This is a genomic window from Pseudomonas sp. Irchel s3h17, assembly GCF_900187505.1.
Classification (GTDB): Bacteria; Pseudomonadota; Gammaproteobacteria; order Pseudomonadales; family Pseudomonadaceae; genus Aquipseudomonas.
Genome location: NZ_FYDL01000004.1, coordinates 176,164 through 199,039 on the forward strand (window position 1 = coordinate 176,164; position 22,876 = coordinate 199,039).

Genomic DNA, 22,876 nt, shown 5'->3' on the forward strand with positions numbered 1-22,876 from the left:
CACGATCTTTCAGGTTACTACCGAGCGAGTGAGGCTTCTTTATCAGGTAAATGAGCCACTAACCGCATATTCAGCCGCAACCCCTGCCCCGCATTCTCCGCCCACAGGCGCCCGCCCTGTCGCTGCACGGCATTGCGCGCAATGCTCAGGCCCAGGCCAAACCCGCCGTTGCCCGGCCGTGAGCCGTCGAGCCGGGTGAACGGATCAAAGATGCGCTCCAGGTCCCGTTCGGCGACGCCACCGCCCTGATCCTCAAGCCGCAACAGCCAGTAATCACCGTCGCACCGCCCGTCGAGGCGGACAATGCCGCCCGCCGGAGAGTGACGAATGGCGTTGCGCAAGAGGTTTTCCAGGGCCTGGGCCAAGGTATTGAGATTGCCGCGGACCCAGCATGAGGCATCCACGCTGCAGTGCAGTTGCCCCGCGGGCCAGCCGCTTTCGTAGCAGGCATTTTCCGTGAGCATCTCCCACAAGGCCTGAATCTGGATATCCTCATCCGGCAGCGGTGCCCGCTCAGTGTCCAGCCAGGCCAGTTGCAGGGTGTCTTCGACCAGTCGCTGCATGCCATCGACTTCACGGCCAATGCGTTCGCGCAACCGCGCCAGGTCCTGCTCGCTCTCACTGGCCACTCGCAAACGGCTAAGCGGTGTGCGCAACTCATGGGACAGGTCACGCAACAGTTGTTGCTGCAAGACCACCGTACTTTGCAGGCGTTCGGACATGTGATCGAACGCTCGACCCAACTCGCCCAGTTCATCCTGGCGATTGGTCGTCTGGCTCGACAGGCGTACGCCCAACTGATCGGCACGCCAGGCGTTGGCCTGTTCACGCAGGTTGTTGAGCGGGACGACCAGCAACCGATACAGCCCGACACACAGCAGCAAGGTGAACAGCCCGGGAATCACGCCATTGGTGATCACGCGCCAGAATACCTTGTAGCGCCCTGGCATGAACCGCTGGGGCAGTTCGATCACCAGGCTGCCGACAGAGGGATCACTGGGAAACGGCACCCGCAGCCACGGCATGCCTTTGTTATGGATGGGCCAATCCAGGCCGCGCAAAAAGGTCAGGCGTTGGATTTCCTTGTCCGTCAGCGCCTGGCTGCTCAAGGACTGCAGGTCGCCACCAATGACCCCTACCCAACCGGCTTCGCGCTGCTGCATATGCTGCAGCCAGTCATCGACGCCGCTGCTCTGTCGCTGCAACCACGCCTGCTCGGCCTCGGCGGCATAGCGCGTCAGAGTGCCTCGGGCCTCATCCGACAGGAACTGGTCCTGCTTTTCCATGTAGAGCCCCCACGACCAGCTGAGCCAGATCATCAGCAGGCAGAAGGCAACCAGTAAAAAAGCCAGTTTCCAGAACAGCGAATGCTTGCCCGGAACGTCAGGCCACTTCATCGAGGGCACTCAAGACATAACCTTTGCCCCACACCGTCCGCACTTCGCGCTCACTGTAGCCAATGGCCTTGAGTTTGCGGCGGATCTGGCTGATGTGCATGTCCAGGCTGCGATCATGGGGCGCGTAGCCGCGCTGCAACACGTGCTGATAAAGGAAGGCCTTGCTGAGCACTTCGTCGCCATTGCGGTGCAGGGTTTCAAGCAAGCGGTACTCGCTGCGGGTCAGGCCCGCCCACCGCTCACCGTAGTGGACATCGCACAGTTCGTCGTCATAACGCAGGTTGTGGGCTTGCGTGTTGACCACCGGCGGCACATGCCGACGATCCAGCGCGACACGCCGCAGAATGGCTTCAATGCGCACCCGCAACTCGGCCATGCTGAAGGGCTTGGGCAAATAGTCATCGGCCCCCAGGTGAAAGCCGCTGATGCGGTCCGCTTCAGCCCCCAGCGCCGACATCAGCAGCACGGGCGTTGAATCGCGGGTCCGCAGGTTGGTCAATACGGACAGCCCGTCCATGCCCGGCAACAGAATGTCCATCAGCACCACGTCGAATGCCTGGGCGCGGGCCATCGCCAGGCCGTCGTTGCCGTTCTGGCACCAGGTGACCTGAAAACCGCAACGCCCCAGATGCTCATGCATATAAGCACCGAGCACGAGGTCGTCTTCGATCGCCAGGATACGTGGGCAGCCAACAGATACGGGAGTCATTAGCTTCTGCAAGTCATTCTCAATCGCCGATTATTCAAGATTGCCCCGCCGCGAGCAACCCGCTCCTTTAGTCTTGGTTGCCAAAGACGATCGACGGGTGACAACACCGTGGATATTTTGCCGAGATTGCCCGCCGGCAAATCGCTACACTGCGCAGGTGCGGCGTGCCGGATGCACGCATCGGTCATTGATGAGCAGCGTGATAGCAGGAGAGTGGCGTGCTGAAAAAACTGGGGATCAAAGGTCGCGTGTTCTTGCTGACCTTGTTGCCGACCAGCCTGATGGCCCTGGTCCTGGGCGGCTATTTCACCTGGATGCAACTGTCCGATCTGCAGACCCAGCTACTGCAACGGGGTGAAATGATCGCCGAACAACTGGCGCCCCTGGTGGCGCCGGCCATGAGCCACCAGGATGAAGAACTGCTGGAGCGCATCGCCACGCAGGCACTGGAGCATCCAGACGTACGCGCCGTGTCGTTTCTCGCCCCGGACCGCACACTGGTGGCCCACGCCGGCCCGTTGATGCTCAACCCGGCGCCGAGCGGTGACGGCTCGCACATGCGCCAACGTACCGGTAACGACGCCACCCGCTACCTGCTGCCGGTGTTCGGCAAGCATCGCAACCTGGCCGGCGATGTGATCCCGGATGAAGCCGAACGGTTGCTGGGCTGGGTCGAACTGGAGCTTTCCCATAGCGGCATGTTGCTGCGCGGCTATCGCAGCCTGTTCGCCAGCCTGCTGTTGATTGTCGCTGGCTTGATCTGTACCGCACTGCTCGCCTTGCGCATGGGCAAAACGATCAATACCCCGCTCCACAGCATCAAGCAGGCCGTGGCGCTGCTCAAGGAAGGCCATCTCGAAACCCGCCTGCCGCCGCTCGGCAGCCAGGAGTTGGACGAACTGGCCTCGGGCATCAACCGCATGGCCAGCACCCTGCAAAATGCCCAGGAAGAGTTGCAGCACAGCATCGACCAGGCCACCGAAGATGTACGCCAGAACCTGGAAACCATCGAAATCCAGAACATCGAGCTGGACCTGGCCCGCAAGGAGGCCCTGGAAGCGAGCCGGATCAAGTCCGAATTCCTGGCCAATATGAGCCATGAGATCCGCACGCCGCTCAATGGCATCCTCGGTTTCACCCACCTGCTGCAAAAAAGCGAACTGACACCGCGCCAGCTCGACTACCTGGGCACCATCGAAAAGTCCGCCGACAGCCTGCTGGGCATCATCAACGAAATTCTCGATTTCTCGAAAATCGAGGCCGGCAAGCTGGTGCTCGACAGCATTCCGTTCAACCTGCGCGACCTGCTGCAGGACACCCTGACCATCCTCGCCCCCGCCGCTCACGCCAAACAGCTGGAACTGGTCAGCCTGGTCTACCGCGATACACCGCTGTCGCTGGTGGGCGATCCGCTGCGCCTCAAGCAGATCCTCACCAACCTGGTGAGCAACGCGATCAAGTTCACCCGCGAAGGCACCATCGTTGCCCGCGCCATGCTCGAAGATGAACACGAAGACAGCGTGCAGTTGCGCATCAGCATCCAGGACACCGGTATCGGCCTGTCGAACCAGGATGTCCGCGCGCTGTTCCAGGCCTTCAGCCAGGCCGACAACTCCTTGTCCCGACAACCCGGTGGCACTGGCCTGGGGCTGGTGATTTCCAAGCGCCTGATCGAGCAGATGGGGGGCGAGATCGGTGTCGACAGTACACCGGGCGAAGGCTCGGAGTTCTGGATCAGCCTGAGCCTGCCCAAAGCCCGCGACGATGCCGAGGACCTGCCGGCCCTGCCACTGCTCGGGCGACGCATTGCGGTGCTGGAAAACCACGAATTGGCACGCCAGGCCTTGCAACATCAACTGGAAGACTGTGGCCTGGCGGTCACGACCTTCAATACCCTGGAAAGCCTGAGCAACGGCGTCACCAGTGCTCATCAGACCGATCAGGCGATCGACCTGGCGGTGCTGGGCATCACCTCCAATGACATGCCGCCGGAGCGGCTCAACCAGCACATCTGGGACCTCGAGCACCTGGGCTGCAAGGTGCTGGTACTGTGCCCGACGACCGAACAGACGCTGTTCCACCTTTCCGTGCCCAACCCCCACAGCCAGTTGCAGGCCAAACCCGCCTGCACCCGCAAGCTGCGCCGCGCACTCTCCGACCTGGTCAACCCGCGCCAGGTCCGCAACGACCCGGGGGAGCCGGTGTCCAGCCGCGCGCCCAAAGTGCTGTGCGTAGACGACAACCCGGCCAACCTGCTGTTGGTGCAGACCTTGCTCGAAGACATGGGAGGCAAGGTGCTGGCCGTCGAAAGTGGCTACGCCGCGATCAAGGCCGTGCAGAACGAAACCTTCGACCTGGTATTGATGGACGTACAGATGCCCGGCATGGATGGGCGCCAAAGCACCGAAGCGATTCGCCAATGGGAAAGCGAACGGGCTTGCACGCCACTGCCCATTGTCGCCCTCACCGCCCACGCCATGGCCAACGAGAAACGCGCCTTGCTGCAAAGCGGCATGGACGACTACCTGACCAAACCCATCAGTGAGCGCCAGCTGGCACAAGTGGTCTTGAAATGGACCGGGCTGGCGCTGCACAAACACCTTCCGGAACGGGCCGACACCCACGGCTCCAACAGCGACCTGCTGGTACTCGACCCCGATGAAGGCCTGCGACTGGCGGCCGGCAAGGCTGACTTGGCGGCCGACATGCTGGCCATGTTGCTGGCGTCGCTGGACTCCGACCGTGAGGCCATTCGCGTGGCCCGCGATAGCCGTGATCAAAACGCCCTGATCGAACGCGTCCATCGCCTGCACGGAGCCACCCGCTATTGCGGCGTTCCCCAATTGCGCGCGGCGTGCCAACGCAGCGAAACCCTGCTCAAGCAGCACGACCCCAAGGCCCAGGCGGCGCTGGATGATCTGGAACGGGCGATCAATCGCCTGGCCACGCAAGCACGTATCAGTGCCTGACCCAGCGCAATGGCGCTGCGCTCATTGGCCGTTAAACTCAGGGCATACAGAACCAGGACCCGACCATGCGCACGATTCTCTTCAGCAGCCAGACCTACGACCGCGACAGTTTTCTTGCCGCCCCCGCGCACGCCGGTATCGAGTTGCACTTTCAGCCGGCACGCCTGTGCCTGGACACCGTGGCCCTGGCCGAGCGATTCGAGGTGGTCTGCGCCTTTATCAATGACGACCTCAGTGCGCCCGTACTGGAGCACCTGGCGGCCGGCGGTACGCGGCTGATTGCCCTGCGCTCGGCCGGCTACAACCACGTCGACCTGGCGGCGGCGAAACGCCTGGGCTTGAACGTCGTGCGCGTGCCAGCCTATTCACCCCACGCCGTTGCCGAGCATGCCGTGGCCCTGATACTGGCGTTGAACCGGCGCCTGCACCGCGCCTACAACCGCACCCGCGAAGGTGATTTCAGCCTGCACGGCCTGACCGGTTTCGACCTGCACGGCAAGACCGTGGGGGTGGTCGGTACCGGGCAGATCGGCGCCACGTTCGCCAGGATCATGGCCGGCTTCGGCTGCCAGCTCCTGGCTTACGACCCTTACCCCAACCCTGAAGTCCAGGCCCTCGGGGCCCGTTACCTGCCACTGCCGCAACTGCTGGCCGAAGCGCAAATCATCAGCCTGCACTGCCCGCTGACCAGCGAAAGCAAACACCTGATCAACAGTCAGTCACTGGCCCGCCTGCAACCCGGCGCCATGCTGATCAATACCGGGCGCGGCGCGCTGGTGGACACCCCAGCGCTGATCGAGGCCTTGAAAAGCGGTCAACTGGGCTATCTGGGGCTGGATGTCTACGAAGAAGAGGCCCAGCTGTTCTTCGAGGACCGCTCCGACCTGCCCTTGCAGGACGACGTGCTGGCGCGCCTGCTGACGTTCCCCAACGTGATCGTCACCGCCCACCAGGCTTTCCTGACCCGCGAAGCCCTGGCCGCCATTGCCGCCACGACCCTGAGCAACATCAGTGACTGGGCGGCGGGTACCCCGCACAACCTGGTCGAGGGTTGAGCCGGACTGATCGAAGGTCGCATCCGTGGGCCATGCGCCACGCCTTCGCGTGCTAGCATATCGGCCATATTTGGAGGACCCATGGTCGAACACGATTTCCGCTACAACCTGATGAACCCGCAGCACACCCTGACCGAATGCCGCGCACTGACACCGGGACGCTATCAGGTCACCGGCAACGGTGGCTCGATTCGCGCCGATGACGTGTTGCTGGTCACCCTCAAGGGCAGCAAGGATTTGTCCATGCGCCTGACCGTCGAAAACGTCCGTCACCTGCTCAAGCCAATGGGTCAGTGGGTAGCCGTGGCCAGCGGTCCGGTGTTTGGCGAACTGGCCATTCACACCTGGCAGGTGAACTGCGACAACTGCACCAAGGAGCTGAGCTTCGAGTTCGCGGTCGACGCCAAGCTGGGCAACAAGGCTGAAAAGCCGGCCGCCACTGCGCGCATCGCCGAGCTGGGCTGGACCACTGCCGGTGAAAAGCACCGCTGCCCGAAATGCCAGGAGCCGGCGTGATGAAACACCTCGTTCTGGCCGGTATGGCAGGCGCGGGCTTGTTGGGTTGTGCCGCTGAACCGGTAAAACTGCAGCAGGATCGCAGCTACATCCTGGAGTGGATCGGTGAGCGTCCGCTGATCGATTACAGCCACCTGACCATCACCCTGGGTGAAGACGGCCGGGCCTATGGCAACGGCGGCTGCAACCACTGGTTCGCCCCCTACACCCTGGAGGGCGACAAGCTGAGTTTCGGCAAGGTCGGCAGTACCCGCAAGCTGTGTGCTCCGGCCCTGATGGAGCAGGAAAAACGCTTCCTGCAAGCGCTGGAAACCGTGCAACGCTGGGACATCTCGCCGATCGAACAGCTACGCTTCTGGCCGGCCGAAGGCAAACCGCTGCGCTGGTGGCCTGAAGAGGGTTAAGCGAACGCCGGCCCTTGTAGCAGCAGCCAGTCGACGCTCGAGTGCTCGCGATGGACGTTAATGACAACGCGTACTTTCTGATTAAACGCGTTGCTCTTGAGTTCATCGCGAGCACGCTCGCTCCTACAAGTACAACCTCAACGCCACACTCAGTTCGTCGCCTGCAATGCCTTGAGCTTGGCCATCACTCCCGCCGCCGTCTGCTCACCCATCAGTTGCTCACGCACCTTGCCCTTGTCGTCGATGATGTAGGTCACAGGCAACGCTTCGCTGCGCGGTAGCTCAAACCGCTCGGCCGGGTCCTGAGCCAGGACCGTGAAGGCGATACCGAGCTTGCTGCTGGCGCTCTTGAGCTCCTCGCCCTGCACATTGTCGAAATTGACCCCGAAGACATCGATCTTCTGACCCTTGAGCTGTTCGGCCAGCGTGTTGAGTTCAGGGATCTCCGTGCGGCACGGGCCACACCATTCGGCCCAGTAATTGAGCACCAGCCATTGGCCATCCAGGCGCTCGGACGCCACCTTCCGCCCCAGTTGATCGGTGCCATAATCGTAACCACAACCGCTGAGCAGCAAGGTTGTGCAAAGTGCCAGTGCTGCCGTCAATCGCCTTGTCATCGGGTTGATCCTTACTCAAAAAATAGGTACTGCTTGCGACCCATTGCCACCGAAGGTTCAGGACTGCTCGCCGCGCGGGTAGAATAGCCGCCACCTTACGCAAGAAGCGACCCGCTCATGACCGATCTGACGCTTTATCACAACCCGCGCTGCTCGAAATCCCGCGGTGCGCTGGAACTGCTGGAAGCCCGTGGGCTGACGCCGACCGTGGTCCGCTACCTGGAAACCCCGCTCAATGCCGCTCAGCTGCAAAGCCTGCTGGGCAAGCTGGGGATCAGTGCCCGGCAATTGCTGCGCACCGGTGAAGACGAGTACAAGACCCTGAACCTGGCCGACAGCAGCCTGAGCGAGGCGCAATTGATCGCCGCCATCGCCGAACACCCCAAGCTCATGGAGCGACCGATCCTCGAGGTCGGTGACAAAGCCATCATTGGCCGTCCGCCCGAGAGCGTGCTGGAGCTGGTGCCGTGAGCGCGCCGTACATTCTGGTGCTGTATTACAGCCGCAGTGGCTCGACCAATGAAATGGCCCGCCAGATCGCCCGGGGCATCGAGCAGGCCGGCATGGAAGCGCGCCTGCGCACCGTCCCGGCAATCTCCACCGAATGCGAAGCCGTGTCGCCGGACATTCCCGACGAAGGTGCGCTGTACGCCAGCCTCGACGACCTGAAAAACTGCTCGGGCCTGGCCCTCGGCAGCCCGACCCGCTTCGGCAACATGGCCGCACCGCTCAAGTATTTCCTCGATGGCACCAGCAACCTGTGGCTGACCGGCGCGCTGGTCGGTAAACCGGCAGGCGTCTTCACCTCCACCGCCAGCCTGCATGGCGGCCAGGAAACCACCCTGCTGTCGATGATGCTGCCCTTGCTGCACCACGGCATGCTGATCACCGGCCTGCCCTACAGCGAATCGGCCTTGCTGGAAACCCAGGGTGGCGGCACGCCGTATGGCGCCAGTCATCACGCCGGAGCCGACGGTAAAAGCGGCCTGGATCAACACGAAGTCGCCTTGTGCCGGGCCTTGGGCCTGCGCCTGGCGAAAACCGCGAAAAAGCTGGAAAGCCGTCAGCCAATGGAGAGCAACCGTGGCTAAAAAGCCCAAGATCCTGCCCTCCATCGAGTGGCTGGAACCCCGCGTACGGTTCAGCCGTGCCGCCAGCCTGCTGTGCTTTTTCGGCCTGGTTGGCCTGCTGTGCGCCTACTACCTGGTGTTTGCCGACCTGCATGGCGCCCGGCCATGGGTCATCCTGCTGATCGAGCTGGTGCCGCTGGTGCTGCTGGCACCTGGCATGATCAGTGGCAGTGCCCGCGGGCATTCGTGGATGTGCTTTGTGGTGAACCTGTACTTCATCAAGGGTGCGACTGCCGCGTTTGACCCCAATCGCCAGCTGTTCGGCCTGCTGGAAATGGCCGCGAGCCTGACGGTGTTCTGCTCGGCGCTGCTGTACGTGCGCTGGCGCTTCCAGCTCAACCGCAAGCTGGCGGGCGAAGGCGAGCCTGCGGTCGCCTGACCTGACGCCAGAGCACGCTTGCTCCCATAGGGTTCTGCAGTGGGCACACCCTGTGTGAACACTCGATCACCCTGCGGGAGCGAGCGGGTTCACGATGAAGGCGGCGCGGTCTCAATGATTGACGGTGTACGCCAGCATCATCGAAATCTGGCACATCCGCCGGCCACTCTCTGCATGCCACTGGTTGAACGCATTCTGCACCGTCGCCAGGTCCCGCTGGCTGGTAGGCGCCTTGTCGATGATCCCTTGGGCGTTCAGTGCCGCGACCACGTCAAAGGTCGGCACAAAGGTATCCTTGCCCACCATCCGCAGAAAGCGCGGCGCCGACAGGCCACCCAACTGATGCCCATGCCTGGCCAGGTATTTCCACAGGCCTACGATATCCGTCACCGGCCACTCGGCAATCAGTTCGCCAAAACTGCCCTTCTCTTTCGCGACGTCCAGCACCAGCTGCGCATTGCGTGGCACGCTCTTGAGCTTGCCCAGGTGGCGGATGATCCGCGCATCCTGCATCAGCCGTTCCAGGTGTTCGGCGCCCATCAACACCACCTTCTGCGGGTCGAACCGGAAGAACACCTCTTCGAACGCCGGCCACTTGGCGTCCACCAGGCTGTGCTTGAGCCCGGCACGGAACACACGCAGGGCCAGGGTCGACAAGTAGCGGTCATCGCTGATCTGGCGCAGTTGTTCCGCCGTCTTGGGCACGGGCAGGTGGGCTTCCAGTTCGGCCGCCGAGCCAAACCGGTTCAGACAGTATTCGTGCAGCCACTTGTAATCGCGCATGCCCTCTCCTGAGCAAAGAAATAAAAACGGCGCCCATGAGCGCCGTCAGAGCGTAACCGTCCATTGAATCAGAGGTTGACCACATTCACGAACCGCGACGCCGCCGTTTCGTCGATACGCAGGCTGGTGAAGTCGAACAGGTTGCGGTCCGCCAACTGCGACGGAATCACGTTCTGCAGGCTGCGGAAAATGCTTTCGGTACGGCCGGGGGTCTTGTGCTCCCACTCCTGAAGCATTTCCTTGACCACCTGGCGTTGCAGGTTTTCCTGGGAACCACAGAGGTTGCACGGAATGATCGGGAATTGCTTGAAGTCCGAGTAGGCTTGAATGTCTTTCTCATTGCAGTAGGCCAACGGACGAATCACCACGTTGCGCCCGTCATCGGCACGTAGTTTCGGCGGCATGGCCTTGAGCGAACCGTTGAAGAACATGTTCAGGAAAAAGGTCTCGACAATGTCGTCGCGGTGGTGACCGAGGGCCATCTTGGTCGCGCCGATTTCGTCGGCGAAGGTGTAGAGCGTGCCACGGCGCAGGCGCGAGCACAGCGAGCACGTGGTCTTGCCCTCCGGCACCAGTTCCTTGACCACCGAATAGGTGTCTTTTTCGACGATGTGGTACTCCACGCCCAGCGCCTTGAGGTAGGCCGGCAGCACATCCTCAGGGAAGCCCGGCTGCTTCTGGTCCATGTTCACCGCGACGATGTCGAACTTGATCGGTGCCACCTTCTGCAGGTGCATCAGCACGTCGAGCATGGTGTAGCTGTCCTTGCCACCGGACAGGCAGACCATGACCTTGTCACCGTCCTCGATCATGTTGAAGTCGGCAACGGCTTCACCGGCCAGCCGGCGTAGACGTTTCTGCAGTTTGTTCTGGTTGACCGTAAGAGTGCCCATGGCGCTTGAAATCCGCGAGGTGTGACGAAAGGTGCGCATTTTACGCAAAAATACTGAGTGGGCGAAGAGTTCCGCGCGTCCTGACGCGCCACTGATATCAGGTAGGCCACTACCTGGTGTGCTGTCATGCAGTGCAGCGATTAACCCCCGGATTTACAGCGCAATTTGCTCTAAAGGCCCTGCTCCCGCCCTATCCAGTCCTTTCTATACTGCGACATAAGGTCGCATGCACCTGAAGACCTGTACTGACTTGGCCAATGGCCTGTAGGCGCTCCGTTGGGGGGCGATAGCAATCACGAAGGAGTGACTGATTATGATCCATCACGTCGTGGGGCTTTTCACCCACCCAGATCAAGAATGGAAAGAGATTCGTGGCGACCAAGAGGAAAGCATCAGCCACATGTACCTCACTCACACGCTGATTCTGGCGGCGATACCGGCAATTTCCGCGTTTATCGGCACGACCCAGGTGGGCTGGGTCATTGGCAGTCGCGCACCGGTCATGCTGACCATGGAAAGCGCACTGTGGATGACCATCATGTCGTACCTGGCGATGCTTGGTGGGGTCGCGGTGATGGGCGCGTTCATCCACTGGATGGCCCGCACCTATGACGCCAGCCCGAGCCTGGCACGCTGCGTCGCGTTTGCCACCTACACCGCCACACCGCTGTTCATCGGGGGCCTGGCGGCGCTCTATCCACACATGTGGCTGGGCATGATCGTCGGCACCGCAGCGATCTGCTACACGGTTTACCTGCTGTACGTGGGGTTGCCGACCTTCATGAACATTCCATCTGACGAGGGTTTTCTGTTTTCAAGTTCAGTGCTCGCCGTAGGGCTGGTGGTGCTGGTTGCGATCATGGCATTCACCGTGATTGTCTGGGGCCTGGGCGTCGGTCCGGTCTATACCAACTAAAACGGGCGATCACCGCGGGCAACTGGAGCGAGCCAGGGATGCCGCCGATAATACAAATCAGGATCTGCCATCACCGGCCGCCGCAAGGCGGCCTTTTGATTGGACCACGACCACTCGGTACCTGAGCGATTCGCAATGCACGCGGTTTGCAGCATACTCGACGCCTCTGGAGAACCGCCAAGCATGCCCGAGCAACTCAATACCCGTGTCGAAGACTGTTTCCAACAAGCCGAATCCTTTTTCAAACGCCCCTTCAAGCGCCCGGTGGTCAGCCTCAAGTTGCGTGGCCAGAAGGCCGGCGTTGCCCATCTGCATGAGAACCTGCTGCGCTTCAACCCGCAACTGTATCGGGAAAACACCGAAGACTTCCTCAAGCAGACCGTGGCCCACGAAGTCGCCCACCTGATCGCCCACCAATTGTTCGGTGAGCGCATTGCCCCTCACGGCGAGGAGTGGCAACTGATCATGCGCGGCGTCTATGAACTGCCGCCCAACCGCTGCCACACCTACGCCGTCAAACGCCGCAGCGTGACCCGCTACATCTACCGCTGCCCGTGTGCCCGTAGCGACTTCCCGTTTTCAGCCCAGCGCCACAGCCTGGTGCGCCAGGGACGACGCTATCTGTGCCGGCAGTGCCGCGGCACACTGGTGTTCAGTGGCGAGATGCGGGTTGAATAACGGGATTGGCAATGACCAATGCTCCCCCTCTGCGCGCGTATGCACTCATCCCACTCAATCAAGTGTGAACACTTCCCTGTGGCGAGCGAGCTTGCCACGATGCCTGTGATCAGGATCGTTGCTCCCACAAGGAGCCCTGTGGGGGCCTGACCGGCACTAAACAACGACCCTGGCACGGCGCAGCGCTGCAATCTGTTCCTGGCTGTACCCCAACTCACTCAGCACCTGATCGGTATGCGCCCCCAGTGCCGCACCAATATGTCGAGGTTCAGGCAGCCCCTCGGAGAATTTCAACGGGCAGGCCATCTGCGCCTGTGTGCTGCCGTCACTGCGGGGCACCTGAGTCAGCAGTTCCCTCGCTTTGAGCTGGGGATGTTCCACCGCTTCGGCCAGGCTCAAGACCGGCTCGACGCACGCATCGACCCCGGCGAACAACTGGCACAGCTCGGCGAAGTCGTGTTTCTCGAACTCGATCTGCAACGCCAGCTTCAGTGCCTTTTGCTCTTCGGGCCGGGGCGACAATCCCTGCGCCGCCAGGTGCGGCTGGCCTAGCGCCGTACACAATTGCTGCATGAAGCCGGGTTCCAGGCTGCCCACCGACAACCAGCGTCCGTCGCGCGTGCTGTAGTAGTCGTAGAAGCTGCCACCGTTGAGCATCTGCTCCTCGCGCCCCGGCGTCACGCCGCACGCCAGGTAACCCGCACCCGCCATCGCATTCAGGCTGAACGCGCAATCGGTCATGCTCACATCCAGGTGCTGGCCCTGCCCGCTGTGCTGGCGGGCAATCACCGCCGCCAGCAAGCCGATGACACCGTGCAGCGATCCGCCGGCGATGTCCGCCGCCTGAATCCCCAGCGGCAATGGCCCGCTGTCCTTTCGCCCGGTGTAACTGGCCACTCCCGCCAGCGCCAGGTAGTTGATGTCGTGCCCGGCGCGATCCTTGTACGGACCGGTCTGGCCATAGCCGGTGATCGACACGTAGATCAGCCGCGGATTGATCGCCTTCAACGCCTCATAGCCCAACCCCAGGCGCTCCATCACGCCGGGGCGAAATTGCTCCAGGACAATGTCATGGTCTTGCAGCAACTGCTTGACCACCTCCAGCGCCTCGGGCTGCTTGAGGTCCAGCGCCAGGCTGCGCTTGTTGCGATTGAGGTAGGCGTGGCTGGCCGAGGTGCCCTGGTCGTGGGGCGGCAATACCCGCAACAGGTCCATGCGGGTCGGCGACTCGATGCGCACTACCTCGGCGCCCATGTCCGCCAGCAACAGCGAGGCAAACGGCCCCGGCAACAGTGTCGAGAAATCCAGAACCTTGAGTGATGCCAATGGACCCTGCATAAACCTTCTCCTTGAGCGATACCTCAAGCCTAGGCAGACGATGGCCCGGCGGCAATCACCTTTAGCATCAGCGCGAGTGACCGTTGCGCTCAAATCAGGGGCAAGAAAAAACCCGCCGTAGCGGGTTTTTTCATCGACTTGGGTGAATTACTTCACGGAAGTCGGGGTTGGGCCTTCAGCCACACCCAGGTCGTCGACTTCACGGGTGTCGGAGATACCGCGACCACCGGAAGCCAGCTCGACCTGCAGCTTGTCTTCGTCCAGCTCCTTGACCCACTTGGCCACGACCAGGGTGGCAACCGCGTTGCCCACCAGGTTCGTCAGGGCGCGGGCTTCGGACATGAAGCGGTCGATACCCAGGATCAGCGCCAGGCCGGCAACCGGCAGGTGGCCTACGGCGGACAGGGTGGCGGCCAGCACGATGAAGCCGCTACCGGTCACGCCCGCAGCACCTTTGGAAGACAGCAGCAGCACCAGCAGCAAGGTGATCTGGTGGGTGATGTCCATTTGAGTGTCAGTCGCCTGAGCGATGAACACCGCCGCCATGGTCAGGTAGATCGAAGTGCCGTCGAGGTTGAACGAATAACCCGTCGGGATCACCAGGCCCACTACCGATTTCTGTGCGCCCAGGCGCTCCATCTTGATCAGCATGCGCGGCAGTGCGGACTCGGACGAGGAAGTGCCCAGCACGATCAGCAGTTCTTCACGGATGTAGCGGATCAGTTTCAGTACGCTGAAACCGTGAGCGCGGCAGATCGCGCCCAGTACCACCACCACGAACAGGACGCAGGTGATGTAGAAGCAGATCATCAGTTGCCCCAGCTGCACCAGCGAGCCGACACCGTAGGCGCCGATGGTGAAGGCCATGGCACCCAGCGCACCGACGGGCGCCAGCTTCATGATCATGTTGATGATGTTGAACATCACGTGGGCAAAGCGATCGATGAAGTCCAGCACTGGCTTGCCATAGGCACCCAGGCGATGCAGGGCGAAACCGAAGATCACCGAGAACATCAGCACTTGCAGGATGTCGCCGTTGGCAAAGGCACCAACGATGGTGTTCGGGATCACATTGAGGATAAAGCCGACAATGCTCTGGTCCTTACCGGCAGTGACGTAGGCGGCGACCTTGGAGGCATCGAGCGTCGACACATCGATGTGCATGCCGTTGCCCGGCTGCACGACGTTGACCACGACCAGGCCGATCAGCAGCGCGATGGTGGAAACGACTTCGAAGTACAGCAACGCGTAGCCGCCGGTTTTACCGACCGACTTCATGTTCTGCATGCCCGCGATACCGCTGACGACGGTACAGAAGATGATCGGTGCGATGACCATCTTGATCAGTTTGATGAACCCGTCACCCAGTGGCTTGAGCGCCACCCCGGTCTGCGGATAGAAGTGACCGAGCAAAATGCCGATAACGATGGCAACGATCACCTGGAAATACAGGGATTTGTACAGTGGCTGACGAGTCGTCATTGCAAAGTTCCTCAAGAGCACCGCGCTGCAATCATCCATCTGATGCAAGCGACGCCTACCGTGCGAACCCTCCTGCACTGGAGGGATTTGTTGTGTCGAGCTGCACGCTGGCAGACCTCTCGCTTCTAGTGCAAACCCCGCGCCATCTTTCAAAAAACCCTCGAAAGCCTTTTGCTACAAGGGCTGCAGCAAATCTTCCCTTGCCGACCGCGTCGTTGCCGATGGCGGATTCCCGCCCACCCACCGAACCCCGTCCTACAATTTGGCGGATATCCGCCTTGCCCCACCCCGGGGTGATGGCTAAGATCCGCCACTCAATGGACGGACCACCCCCCATGCGCGAACGCACCATTGCCAGTCATTTTGCTCGTGCGGCCACCGGTGGCGCGCGCCGGGCTGGCTACGACTGTTCAAGCCTGCTGCACAGGCTCGGGATCAGCGCCGAACTGCTCGACGAACCCCGTGCCCGGATCGCACCGGAGCAGTTCACGGCCCTGCTGCAAGGCCTGTGGCTGGCGCTGGACGACGAGTACCTGGGGCTCGCCCGCCGCCCAAGCAAGCGCGGCACCTTCGCCATGATGTGTCACGCCCTGATCCACTGCCGCAATCTGGAAAAAGCACTGGAACGCGGCCTGTTGTTCTACAGCCTGTTCCCCGACGCGCCGAGCCTGACCCTGAGCCGCGAAGGCGAATGGGTGCGCTTGAGCCTGGATGATTCACAGCTTCTGGATCCGGATCACTTTCTCACTGAAAGCCTGCTGGTGATCTGGCATCGCCTGGGCAGCTGGCTGATCGGCCAGCGCATTCGCCTGGAGCAAGCCTGCTTCAGCTACCCGAAACCCGGGCACGGCGCCGAATACGACCTGCTGTTTCCCTGCACGCTGGCGTTCGGCGCCGAACACAGCGGCCTGCTGTTTCACAGTCGCTACCTGGCCATGCCCCTGCTCCAGGACGAACGGACCCTCAAGCACTTCCTTGAGCACTCGCCAGCCGACCTGCTGTCGCGACCGGATGACGGCGACAGTTTGAGCAGCCAGCTACGACGCCTGCTCAGCCGCGACAGTGCTCGCTGGCCGGATCTGGAGGCCGTTGCCGCGCACCTGCACATCAGCCCGCAAACATTGCGTCGGCATTTGCGTGAGGAAGGTTCGAGTTTTCAGGAGTTGAAGGATCAGCTACGTCGCGACATCGCGATTTATCACCTGAGCCGCGCCGACCTGTCATTGCAACAGATCGCCGAGCAGCTGGGTTTCTCGGAGCCCTCGGCGTTTCACCGGGCGTTCAAGAAGTGGACCGGGTTAACGCCGGGGGCCTATCGGGCCCAGGAGAACTGAGGATGATCATGGCCCCCCTCCCGTAGCGAGGTGGGCTTCACAGCGCCGGGAAATGAATCCGGAACGCCGCGCCACCCAGGTCAGAATCCCCCAGCGTCAACTGCGCGCCATAGCTTTCGATGATGTCCTTGACCACCGCCAGACCAATACCCTGCCCCGGATGCTGACGGTCCAGCCGTTCGCCACGCTGCAGAATTCGTGCTCGCTGATCCACGGGGACACCCGGACCGTCGTCTTCCACGCACAACTCGATCCCTGCCAATGTCTGGCGCAGGCTGACGTGCACTTCGCCCAGGCACAGGCGATAGGCGTTTTCCAGCAGGTTGCCGAGCATTTCCAGCAAGGCGCCCTGCTCGATCGGTACATGGCACGAGGCAGGCAGGTCGAATGAGGCCTTGACCCGTTTGTCACGGTAGACCTTGTCCAGCGTATCGCACAGGCTCTTGAGCACCGGCTGCAACTGGACCTGATGACGCACCAGGCCACTTTTACGCAAGCTGGCGCGCTGCAACTGGTAGCTGATTTGCTGGCTCATGCGCTCGATCTGCGATTGCAGCACCCACGCCTGTTCCCGGTCTTCAGGTCGCTGGGCCATGTCTTCGCTGACCCCTTGCAGCACCGCCAACGGGGTTTTCAGGCTGTGGGCCAGGTCGTCCAGAGAGTCACGGTAGCGACTGCGTTGCTCCCTCTCGCTGCTCAGCAACCGGTTCAGGGAACCGGTCAGGCGTAACAGTTCCCGCGGGTGTTCCTCGCTGAGGCTTTCGCGCTCACCGCTTTCGATCTGGTCCAATTCCTGGCTCAAGCGCCGCAATGCCTTCAAGCCCCAGGTAAGGCCGATCCAGAGTAACGCGAGCAACACAAGCAACGCTGCGCCAAAGCCCAGGTAGAGATTCTCCCTCACCCCCTCAAGGGTCTGCTGGTATTCACGCACTGGCTGCAGCGCAACGATACTGAACGCCGCACTCTTGCCACCCAGCAGTTTGATTTCGACGTCATAGACGAAGAACTCCTGGCCGCTGTCATCGCGAATCCGCGCGAATTCATTTCCGCGTCCGTCGTAACGTGGCTTGTAGTCGATGTTCTCGTTCTGAGTGGCCCGCGAACGCCAGACCAGATGGCCTTCGCGGTCATAGATGTAGCCCAGCAGGCGGCTGTCGGCGAAATTGAAGCGCTCATCCGGCAACTGCGAGGGCATCTGCAGCAAGTTGTTTTCAACCCGTGCCGCAGAAATAAGGGTGGTGACATCCGAGGCCAGGCGCTGCTCGATCGAGTCTTGCAACGCCAGGCTGAAGGCGCCTTGCATCGCCGGCAACAGCGCCAACATGAACAACACCGCCAAGGTGGTGGCGGCCAGCATCAGCCGTAGCCGAAGCGAACGAATCACTTGCAGCGCTCATTGAACAGGTAGCCAAGGCCCCGCACGGTCTCGATCGGTTTGAAGCCGGACGGCGCCTCCAGCTTGCGCCGCAAGCGCCCGACCAACACTTCGATCACATTCGGATCGCGCTCGTCGTCATTCGGGTAGAGCTGCTCCATCAAGCGATCCTTGGCCACCACCTGCTGATGGTGGCGCATCAGGTACTCGAGGATTCGGTACTCATAGGCGGTGAGCGCCAACGGCTGGTCGTCGAGACTCGCCTGCTTGCGGTTGAGGTCCAGCAGCAACGGCCCGGCGACGATGGTCGACTGGGTGAAGCCACTGGAACGGCGCAGCAGCGCATTCAACCGCGCATCCAGCTCTTCGAACTGGAACGGCTTGACCACGTAGTCGTCGGCTCCGGCGGCCAGGCCTTCGACCTTGTCCTGCCAGTTGCCGCGCGCGGTGAGGATCAGGATCGGGAAGGTCTTGCCCTGAGACCGCAGCTGGCGAATCAGATCCAGCCCACTCATGCCCGGCAGGCCCAGGTCGATCACCGCCAGGTCATGGTTGAACTGGCCGGACTGGTACAAGGCCTCTTCGGCGTTGGCAACAGGCTCCACCACGTGGCCATTTTCGGTCAGGCGAGTGTGCAGGTGATGACGCAACAGCGCCTCGTCTTCGACGACCAGTAGTTTCATAACGCTCTCCCAGGCAAATCAACGTCTCCACGGGTGCCCCGCACCCAGCTTGCTGACACACCCGCGCCAGATCGCCCAAAGGTTGATCCGGCGCGGTTCGATGGTACCCGGATATCAGAACGCGTAGTTGGCGGACAGGTAGGTTTGTGCGCTGCTGGTCAGGCTCAACGAGCCCTGCTTGCTACCTTGGGTGCTCATTTCGGTGCTGGCATTGCTGCGCAGGTAACGGTAACCCAGTTCTACCGACGCATTCTTCGAAACCTGTTGCAAGATACCGGCCTGGACGCCCATGGCATAGCCGATGTCGCTGTCGCGGCTGTAGCCCGGCGAGTCCTGGGTCAGCTTGGTCAGGCCGGCGGTGCCGCCGCCGAACAGTTTGGTGGTGCTGGTCACTGGCAGGAACATATCGTAGCTGCCCAGGAGGTTTTCCTGGCGCAATTTGATGCCGTTATGACTGCCGGATACGTTGTCATAGGTCGCATAGTACCGACGCTCATCGTTTTGCTGACCCAGACGCACACCCCAGGTGGTGTCCTTGCTGATCACGCCATCGGTGTTCGGGTGATTCAGGTTGCGGTTCAGTGAACTGGATTTGCTGACCTTGTCGCTGGTCTGGCCCAGGGTCAGGCTGGCGAAGTTTTCGTCAGCGGCTTGAACAGCGGCGCTGGCGCCCAGTACGGTCATGGCCAGGATCAGTTTCTTGAAAGTAGTCATAGTGTGTTTCCTCGTTCGCATCGTGCTGTAGGGGGATGCGTGCAGGTTAACCACCCACCACTGAACTCCTCCTGAACACGCGCTGAACCTCGGCTGAACGAGTTCGACGGCGCTGAATCCACTGCGCGGGCCCCTGCCGAAGGATCACGCACCCCAGGGCTATCCAGCCCCAGGCCAACCCGGCAAAATGCCGATATGAACTCGCTCCCCCCTATCCCCGCTTGCTGCACGCCCCTCGACGCCCACTGGCCGTTGCCTGATGCACTGCCCGGCACGGTATTGCTCAGTACCCGGTTCGATTCGTCCCGCCTGGAATACGAGGATTTCCGCCGCTGCACCATCGAGCCGCCCCCCAGTATCCAGCGCTCGGTCGCCAAGCGTCAGGCCGAGTTTCTCGCCGGACGGGTGTGCGCACGCGCCGCACTGCAGCAACTGGAAGGGCTGGGCTGTGTACCGGCCATTGGCGAGGATCGTGCACCGGTCTGGCCAGCACACATATGCGGCTCGATCACCCACAGCACCGGCCGGGCCGCCGCGATCGTTGCCCACAAGGCGCAGTGGCGAGGCCTGGGCATGGACCTGGAAAACCTGCTCAGCACCGAACGCGCCGAGCGCCTGGCCGGTGAGATTCTCACCCCTTGCGAACTCGAGCGCATGGCGGCAGATAGCCGGGAGCAACGGGCGTTACGGGTCACCCTGACCTTTTCAGTCAAGGAAAGCCTATTCAAGGCGCTCTACCCCATCGTGCAAAAACGCTTCTACTTCGAGCATGCACAGGTGCTGGAGTGGACTGAGGACGGGCATGTACGCCTGCGCCTGCTGACGGACCTGTCCAGTGAGTGGCATAACGGCAAGGAGCTGGACGCGCAGTTCGGGATGAAGGACGGGCAGTTGCTGAGCCTGGTCAGCATCAAGGCCTGAACCCTCAGCGCTCGGCTTTTTCCTGATTGCGCGGCCAACTCAGGCTGAAACACGCCCCGCCCAGGTTTTTGCTGTTGCTGATCAATGCCCGGCCACCGTGCCAGTGCACGATTCGGCGCACGATAGACAACCCTAGCCCGTGACCACCCGAGGCTCGGGTGCGGCTGTCGTCGAGGCGCAAAAACGGCGTGAAGATTTTTTCCCAGGCACTTTCCGGCACGCCCGGGCCGTCGTCCTCGACGTCGACGCGACACCGTTGCTGGCCCACCTGATAACTGATCGAGACCTGCGCCTGGGCATGACGCATGGCGTTGCCCACCAGATTCTGCAGCGCACGATGCAGATAGCGCGGTTCGGCTTCGACCCAGGCACCGTCACAATCGGCCGCCGACAGGCACAGTCCGCGCTGCACCGTCACGTTGGCCCGCAGCGGCGCCAGCTCGCTGATCACCTGATTGATCAGGGCATCCAGGTCCACCCGCTGGAAGTTCAGTGCCGGCGAGCCCTGCTCCAGTCGCGCATAAGTGAGCATTTCATCCACCAGGCCATCCAGGTCCTGGATGTCGTGATCCATGCCTTCGAGGTACTTGTCGCGCGCCTGCGGCGTGGTTGCCGAACCGATCATTTCCAGGCCAAAACGCAATCGCGCAACGGGCGTGCGCAGTTCATGGGACACCGCGCGCACCAGCTCGCGCTGAATTGCCAGCAGTTGCTGCAGATGTTCGGCCATCCCGTTGAAGGCGGCTGCCAGGCGGCCGACCGAGTCCGCGCCACGTGTCGGCACCCGGGTCTCCAGGCTGCCCTTGGCAATTCGCGTCGCGGCCGACTCCAGGCCACTGAGCCGACGCTCCAGTTGTCGCACCAGCAAATAGACGATCAAGCCGATCAGGCTCAGCCCCAGCGCCGCGATCAAGATCAGCCACTCCGGCGGATAAGGGTTCATCTGATACAGCGGGCCGATTTCCAGTACCCACGGCGTGCCCACCATCCCGGAAAATACCCGGATCGAATCGCCGCCCTTGCCCAGCGCCATCACCGTGTCGCCCTCGGACACACGACGTCGCTGGTCCTCGTCCATGTCGGCCTGGTCCACCGTGACCAGGTTCAGCTCGAAGCCGAACCCCTTGTCCCTCTTCAAGGACTCCAGGCGCTTGGGCTGTTCAGCCACCGGGTAGCGCACCAACTCGTCGGCCAGCAGGTAAATAGTCGCCCGCGCCAGTTGCTCGCTGATCTGCTGCACCTCCCCGGTGAGCACCAACTGCTCCTTGTCGCTGACCAGGCGGTAGACCTTGGCCGCGTGCGGGCCTGTCTGCTCCACCAGCGCCTGGCCACGCAGCACACGGGTGCGCTGCCCCAGGTCGAGATCCGTCTGGCTGAAGGTCTGCACGCTCAACGGAATGCCCAGCAAACGCTCCCACACCAGCAGCGCCCGATGACGCTCGGTCTCGTTCATCGGCCGCAGGTTGTCGGCCATCAGCGAAAACGTGCCATGGGCCAGTCGCTCCCGGTATTGCTCGCTGCGCACCTCATTGAGCAGGTGCAAGGCCAGCACCCCGAGCACGGCCACCAGTATCAGCGCAGCGCACATGCCGCCGTAGATGCGCAGGAAGATCGAGTTCACAGGGGCTGGTCTGCACAGGCTTCGGGAACGAACAGGTAGCCCTTGCTGCGAATGGTCTTGATCAGGCGCGGGTGTTCCGGGTCATCGCCTATTTTCGGGCGGATCCTGGAAATGCGTACATCGATGGAGCGGTCCTGGCCGTCATAGCCAATGCCGCGCAGTGCGGTAAAAATCTCTTCGCGGGACAGAATCCGCCCGGCGTTGGCTACCAGCAGCCACAGCAGGTCGAACTCGGCACTGGTCAACTCGATGCCGTTGCCATGCAGCCAGGCCTCGCGCAACGCGTGGTCGACCACCAACGGGCCGAACTGCAAACGACGGAGCTTCTCGGGAGCCGCCGGCTCGGGCGCCTCGCTACGCCGCAGCAACGCCTGGATACGCGCCAGCAACAAGCGTGGACGTACCGGTTTGCACACGTAGTCGTCGGCCCCCATGTCCAGGCCCTGGATCTGGTCCATGTCGTCGGTACGTGCGGTGAGCATCAGGATCGGTCCGTCGTAGCGATCACGAACCTTGCGGCAAATCGTCAAACCGTCTTCGCCGGGGAGCATCAGGTCAAGGATCACCAGGTCCGGTTGCTCGTCGATGATCCGCGCCGCCGCCAACGCGCCATTGCCTTCGATGGCAACACGCAGTCCATTGCTTTCCAGGTACTCACGAGTCAACTCAGCCAGGCGCTGGTCATCCTCGACAATCAATACCTGCCAGGCTTCTTGCTCCACGGGTGACCTCTGCTTGCCAGAACACTATTAAGGAAGAATCCACCCGTCTTTTTGTAATGATTGGCGTGGATAAAACTGCATGGGCAGCAGCCGATTGTAGCAACGCCTCCCCTCGAGAACACAAGCTGGCAAATGCGCTCGGTAACTGCATTATTTTGTGGTAGGGTTCGCGCCCGCAAAAATCCGCCCCAGGCTATTTCCCAGGGTAAAAAACAGTGACAAACGGTCTACCCCAGCAAG

At 61.8% G+C, this 22,876-nt stretch carries 23 protein-coding genes; 11 read left to right on the plus strand and 12 right to left on the minus strand.

All coding sequences use genetic code 11. From position 1 onward, the window contains the following. Positions 1-17 precede the first annotated feature (17 nt). Together CKW25_RS06850 and CKW25_RS06855 are read right to left on the minus strand one after the other, a co-directional pair. Positions 18-1,397 carry a sensor histidine kinase gene (locus tag CKW25_RS06850; RefSeq protein ID WP_095078426.1) on the minus strand — a complete coding sequence of 460 codons (1,380 nt, stop codon included), beginning with the start codon at positions 1,395-1,397 and terminating at the stop codon, positions 18-20. Next, complete coding sequence (locus tag CKW25_RS06855) at positions 1,384-2,106, minus strand: response regulator transcription factor (RefSeq protein ID WP_095078427.1); 723 nt, start codon at positions 2,104-2,106, stop codon at positions 1,384-1,386. The genes CKW25_RS06850 and CKW25_RS06855 overlap by 14 nt, the downstream gene beginning before the upstream one ends. Positions 2,107-2,324: 218 nt before the next feature. Here CKW25_RS06855 and CKW25_RS06860 point away from each other — a divergent pair, with 218 nt between their 5' ends. The 4 genes from CKW25_RS06860 to CKW25_RS06875 all read left to right on the plus strand — a co-directional run bounded on the left by CKW25_RS06860 (position 2,325) and on the right by CKW25_RS06875 (position 7,050). Next, complete coding sequence (locus CKW25_RS06860; protein ID WP_095078428.1) at positions 2,325-5,075, plus strand: response regulator; 2,751 nt, start codon at positions 2,325-2,327, stop codon at positions 5,073-5,075. Between the two features lie 65 nt (positions 5,076-5,140). Next, positions 5,141-6,130 carry a 2-hydroxyacid dehydrogenase gene (locus CKW25_RS06865; protein WP_095078429.1) on the plus strand — a complete coding sequence of 330 codons (990 nt, stop codon included), beginning with the start codon at positions 5,141-5,143 and terminating at the stop codon, positions 6,128-6,130. A gap of 81 nt (positions 6,131-6,211) precedes the next feature. Continuing rightward, complete coding sequence (locus CKW25_RS06870) at positions 6,212-6,646, plus strand: hypothetical protein (RefSeq protein WP_095078430.1); 435 nt, start codon at positions 6,212-6,214, stop codon at positions 6,644-6,646. Next, positions 6,646-7,050 (plus strand): META domain-containing protein, encoded by a 405-nt coding sequence (locus CKW25_RS06875; RefSeq protein ID WP_095078431.1) that lies wholly within the window; start codon positions 6,646-6,648, stop codon positions 7,048-7,050. Before CKW25_RS06870 ends, CKW25_RS06875 begins: the two co-directional genes overlap by 1 nt. A gap of 149 nt (positions 7,051-7,199) precedes the next feature. Here the strand turns inward: CKW25_RS06875 and CKW25_RS06880 are convergent, their stop codons facing one another. Continuing rightward, positions 7,200-7,667 (minus strand): TlpA disulfide reductase family protein, encoded by a 468-nt coding sequence (locus CKW25_RS06880; protein ID WP_095078432.1) that lies wholly within the window; start codon positions 7,665-7,667, stop codon positions 7,200-7,202. A 117-nt stretch (positions 7,668-7,784) separates the two neighbouring features. Between CKW25_RS06880 and arsC the strand changes: the two genes are divergently transcribed. From arsC to CKW25_RS06895, 3 genes are read left to right on the plus strand one after another with little or no spacing between them, the layout of a single operon-like run. Further along, on the plus strand, positions 7,785-8,138 hold the full coding sequence (gene arsC / locus CKW25_RS06885; RefSeq protein ID WP_095078433.1) for an arsenate reductase (glutaredoxin): 354 nt from the start codon (positions 7,785-7,787) through the stop codon (positions 8,136-8,138). Beyond that, a complete protein-coding gene (wrbA, locus tag CKW25_RS06890; protein WP_095078434.1) occupies positions 8,135-8,758 on the plus strand; it encodes an NAD(P)H:quinone oxidoreductase in 624 nt (207 codons plus the stop codon). The genes arsC and wrbA overlap by 4 nt, the downstream gene beginning before the upstream one ends. Continuing rightward, complete coding sequence (locus tag CKW25_RS06895; RefSeq protein ID WP_095078435.1) at positions 8,751-9,176, plus strand: DUF2069 domain-containing protein; 426 nt, start codon at positions 8,751-8,753, stop codon at positions 9,174-9,176. The genes wrbA and CKW25_RS06895 overlap by 8 nt, the downstream gene beginning before the upstream one ends. Before the next feature lie 111 nt (positions 9,177-9,287). Here the strand turns inward: CKW25_RS06895 and CKW25_RS06900 are convergent, their stop codons facing one another. Further along, complete coding sequence (locus CKW25_RS06900; RefSeq protein WP_095078436.1) at positions 9,288-9,959, minus strand: DNA-3-methyladenine glycosylase I; 672 nt, start codon at positions 9,957-9,959, stop codon at positions 9,288-9,290. 68 nt (positions 9,960-10,027) lie between these two features. Then, positions 10,028-10,852, minus strand: a complete 825-nt coding sequence (gene ttcA, locus CKW25_RS06905; protein ID WP_095078437.1) for a tRNA 2-thiocytidine(32) synthetase TtcA — start codon at positions 10,850-10,852, stop codon at positions 10,028-10,030. Positions 10,853-11,165: 313 nt separating this feature from the next. Between ttcA and CKW25_RS06910 the strand changes: the two genes are divergently transcribed. Next, entirely contained in the window at positions 11,166-11,768 is a 603-nt protein-coding gene (locus tag CKW25_RS06910; protein WP_095078438.1) for a Yip1 family protein, read from the plus strand. Between the two features lie 183 nt (positions 11,769-11,951). After that, positions 11,952-12,446 carry a SprT family zinc-dependent metalloprotease gene (locus CKW25_RS06915; RefSeq protein ID WP_095078439.1) on the plus strand — a complete coding sequence of 165 codons (495 nt, stop codon included), beginning with the start codon at positions 11,952-11,954 and terminating at the stop codon, positions 12,444-12,446. 156 nt (positions 12,447-12,602) lie between these two features. Here the strand turns inward: CKW25_RS06915 and CKW25_RS06920 are convergent, their stop codons facing one another. Together CKW25_RS06920 and CKW25_RS06925 are read right to left on the minus strand one after the other, a co-directional pair. Next, complete coding sequence (locus CKW25_RS06920; protein ID WP_095078440.1) at positions 12,603-13,784, minus strand: CaiB/BaiF CoA-transferase family protein; 1,182 nt, start codon at positions 13,782-13,784, stop codon at positions 12,603-12,605. A 147-nt stretch (positions 13,785-13,931) separates the two neighbouring features. Further along, complete coding sequence (locus CKW25_RS06925) at positions 13,932-15,266, minus strand: dicarboxylate/amino acid:cation symporter (RefSeq protein ID WP_095078441.1); 1,335 nt, start codon at positions 15,264-15,266, stop codon at positions 13,932-13,934. 335 nt (positions 15,267-15,601) lie between these two features. Here CKW25_RS06925 and CKW25_RS06930 point away from each other — a divergent pair, with 335 nt between their 5' ends. Next, entirely contained in the window at positions 15,602-16,600 is a 999-nt protein-coding gene (locus CKW25_RS06930; RefSeq protein WP_095078442.1) for an AraC family transcriptional regulator, read from the plus strand. 37 nt (positions 16,601-16,637) lie between these two features. On the opposite strand, the gene CKW25_RS06935 is transcribed toward CKW25_RS06930, so the two are convergent. The 3 genes from CKW25_RS06935 to CKW25_RS06945 all read right to left on the minus strand — a co-directional run bounded on the left by CKW25_RS06935 (position 16,638) and on the right by CKW25_RS06945 (position 19,372). After that, complete coding sequence (locus CKW25_RS06935; RefSeq protein WP_095078443.1) at positions 16,638-17,984, minus strand: ATP-binding protein; 1,347 nt, start codon at positions 17,982-17,984, stop codon at positions 16,638-16,640. Then, on the minus strand, positions 17,981-18,658 hold the full coding sequence (locus tag CKW25_RS06940; RefSeq protein ID WP_095078444.1) for a response regulator transcription factor: 678 nt from the start codon (positions 18,656-18,658) through the stop codon (positions 17,981-17,983). The genes CKW25_RS06935 and CKW25_RS06940 overlap by 4 nt, the downstream gene beginning before the upstream one ends. A 114-nt stretch (positions 18,659-18,772) precedes the next feature. Then, on the minus strand, positions 18,773-19,372 hold the full coding sequence (locus tag CKW25_RS06945) for a hypothetical protein (RefSeq protein ID WP_095078445.1): 600 nt from the start codon (positions 19,370-19,372) through the stop codon (positions 18,773-18,775). Between the two features lie 195 nt (positions 19,373-19,567). Between CKW25_RS06945 and CKW25_RS06950 the strand changes: the two genes are divergently transcribed. Next, positions 19,568-20,293, plus strand: coding sequence for a 4'-phosphopantetheinyl transferase (locus CKW25_RS06950; protein ID WP_095078446.1), 726 nt, complete (start codon positions 19,568-19,570; stop codon positions 20,291-20,293). Positions 20,294-20,297: 4 nt separating this feature from the next. Here CKW25_RS06950 and CKW25_RS06955 read toward each other — a convergent pair whose 3' ends face one another. Both CKW25_RS06955 and CKW25_RS06960 read right to left on the minus strand, forming a co-directional pair. Continuing rightward, positions 20,298-21,914, minus strand: a complete 1,617-nt coding sequence (locus CKW25_RS06955; RefSeq protein WP_095078447.1) for an ATP-binding protein — start codon at positions 21,912-21,914, stop codon at positions 20,298-20,300. Further along, positions 21,911-22,636, minus strand: coding sequence for a response regulator (locus CKW25_RS06960; RefSeq protein WP_095078448.1), 726 nt, complete (start codon positions 22,634-22,636; stop codon positions 21,911-21,913). Before CKW25_RS06960 ends, CKW25_RS06955 begins: the two co-directional genes overlap by 4 nt. Between the last annotated feature and the right edge of the window lie 240 nt (positions 22,637-22,876).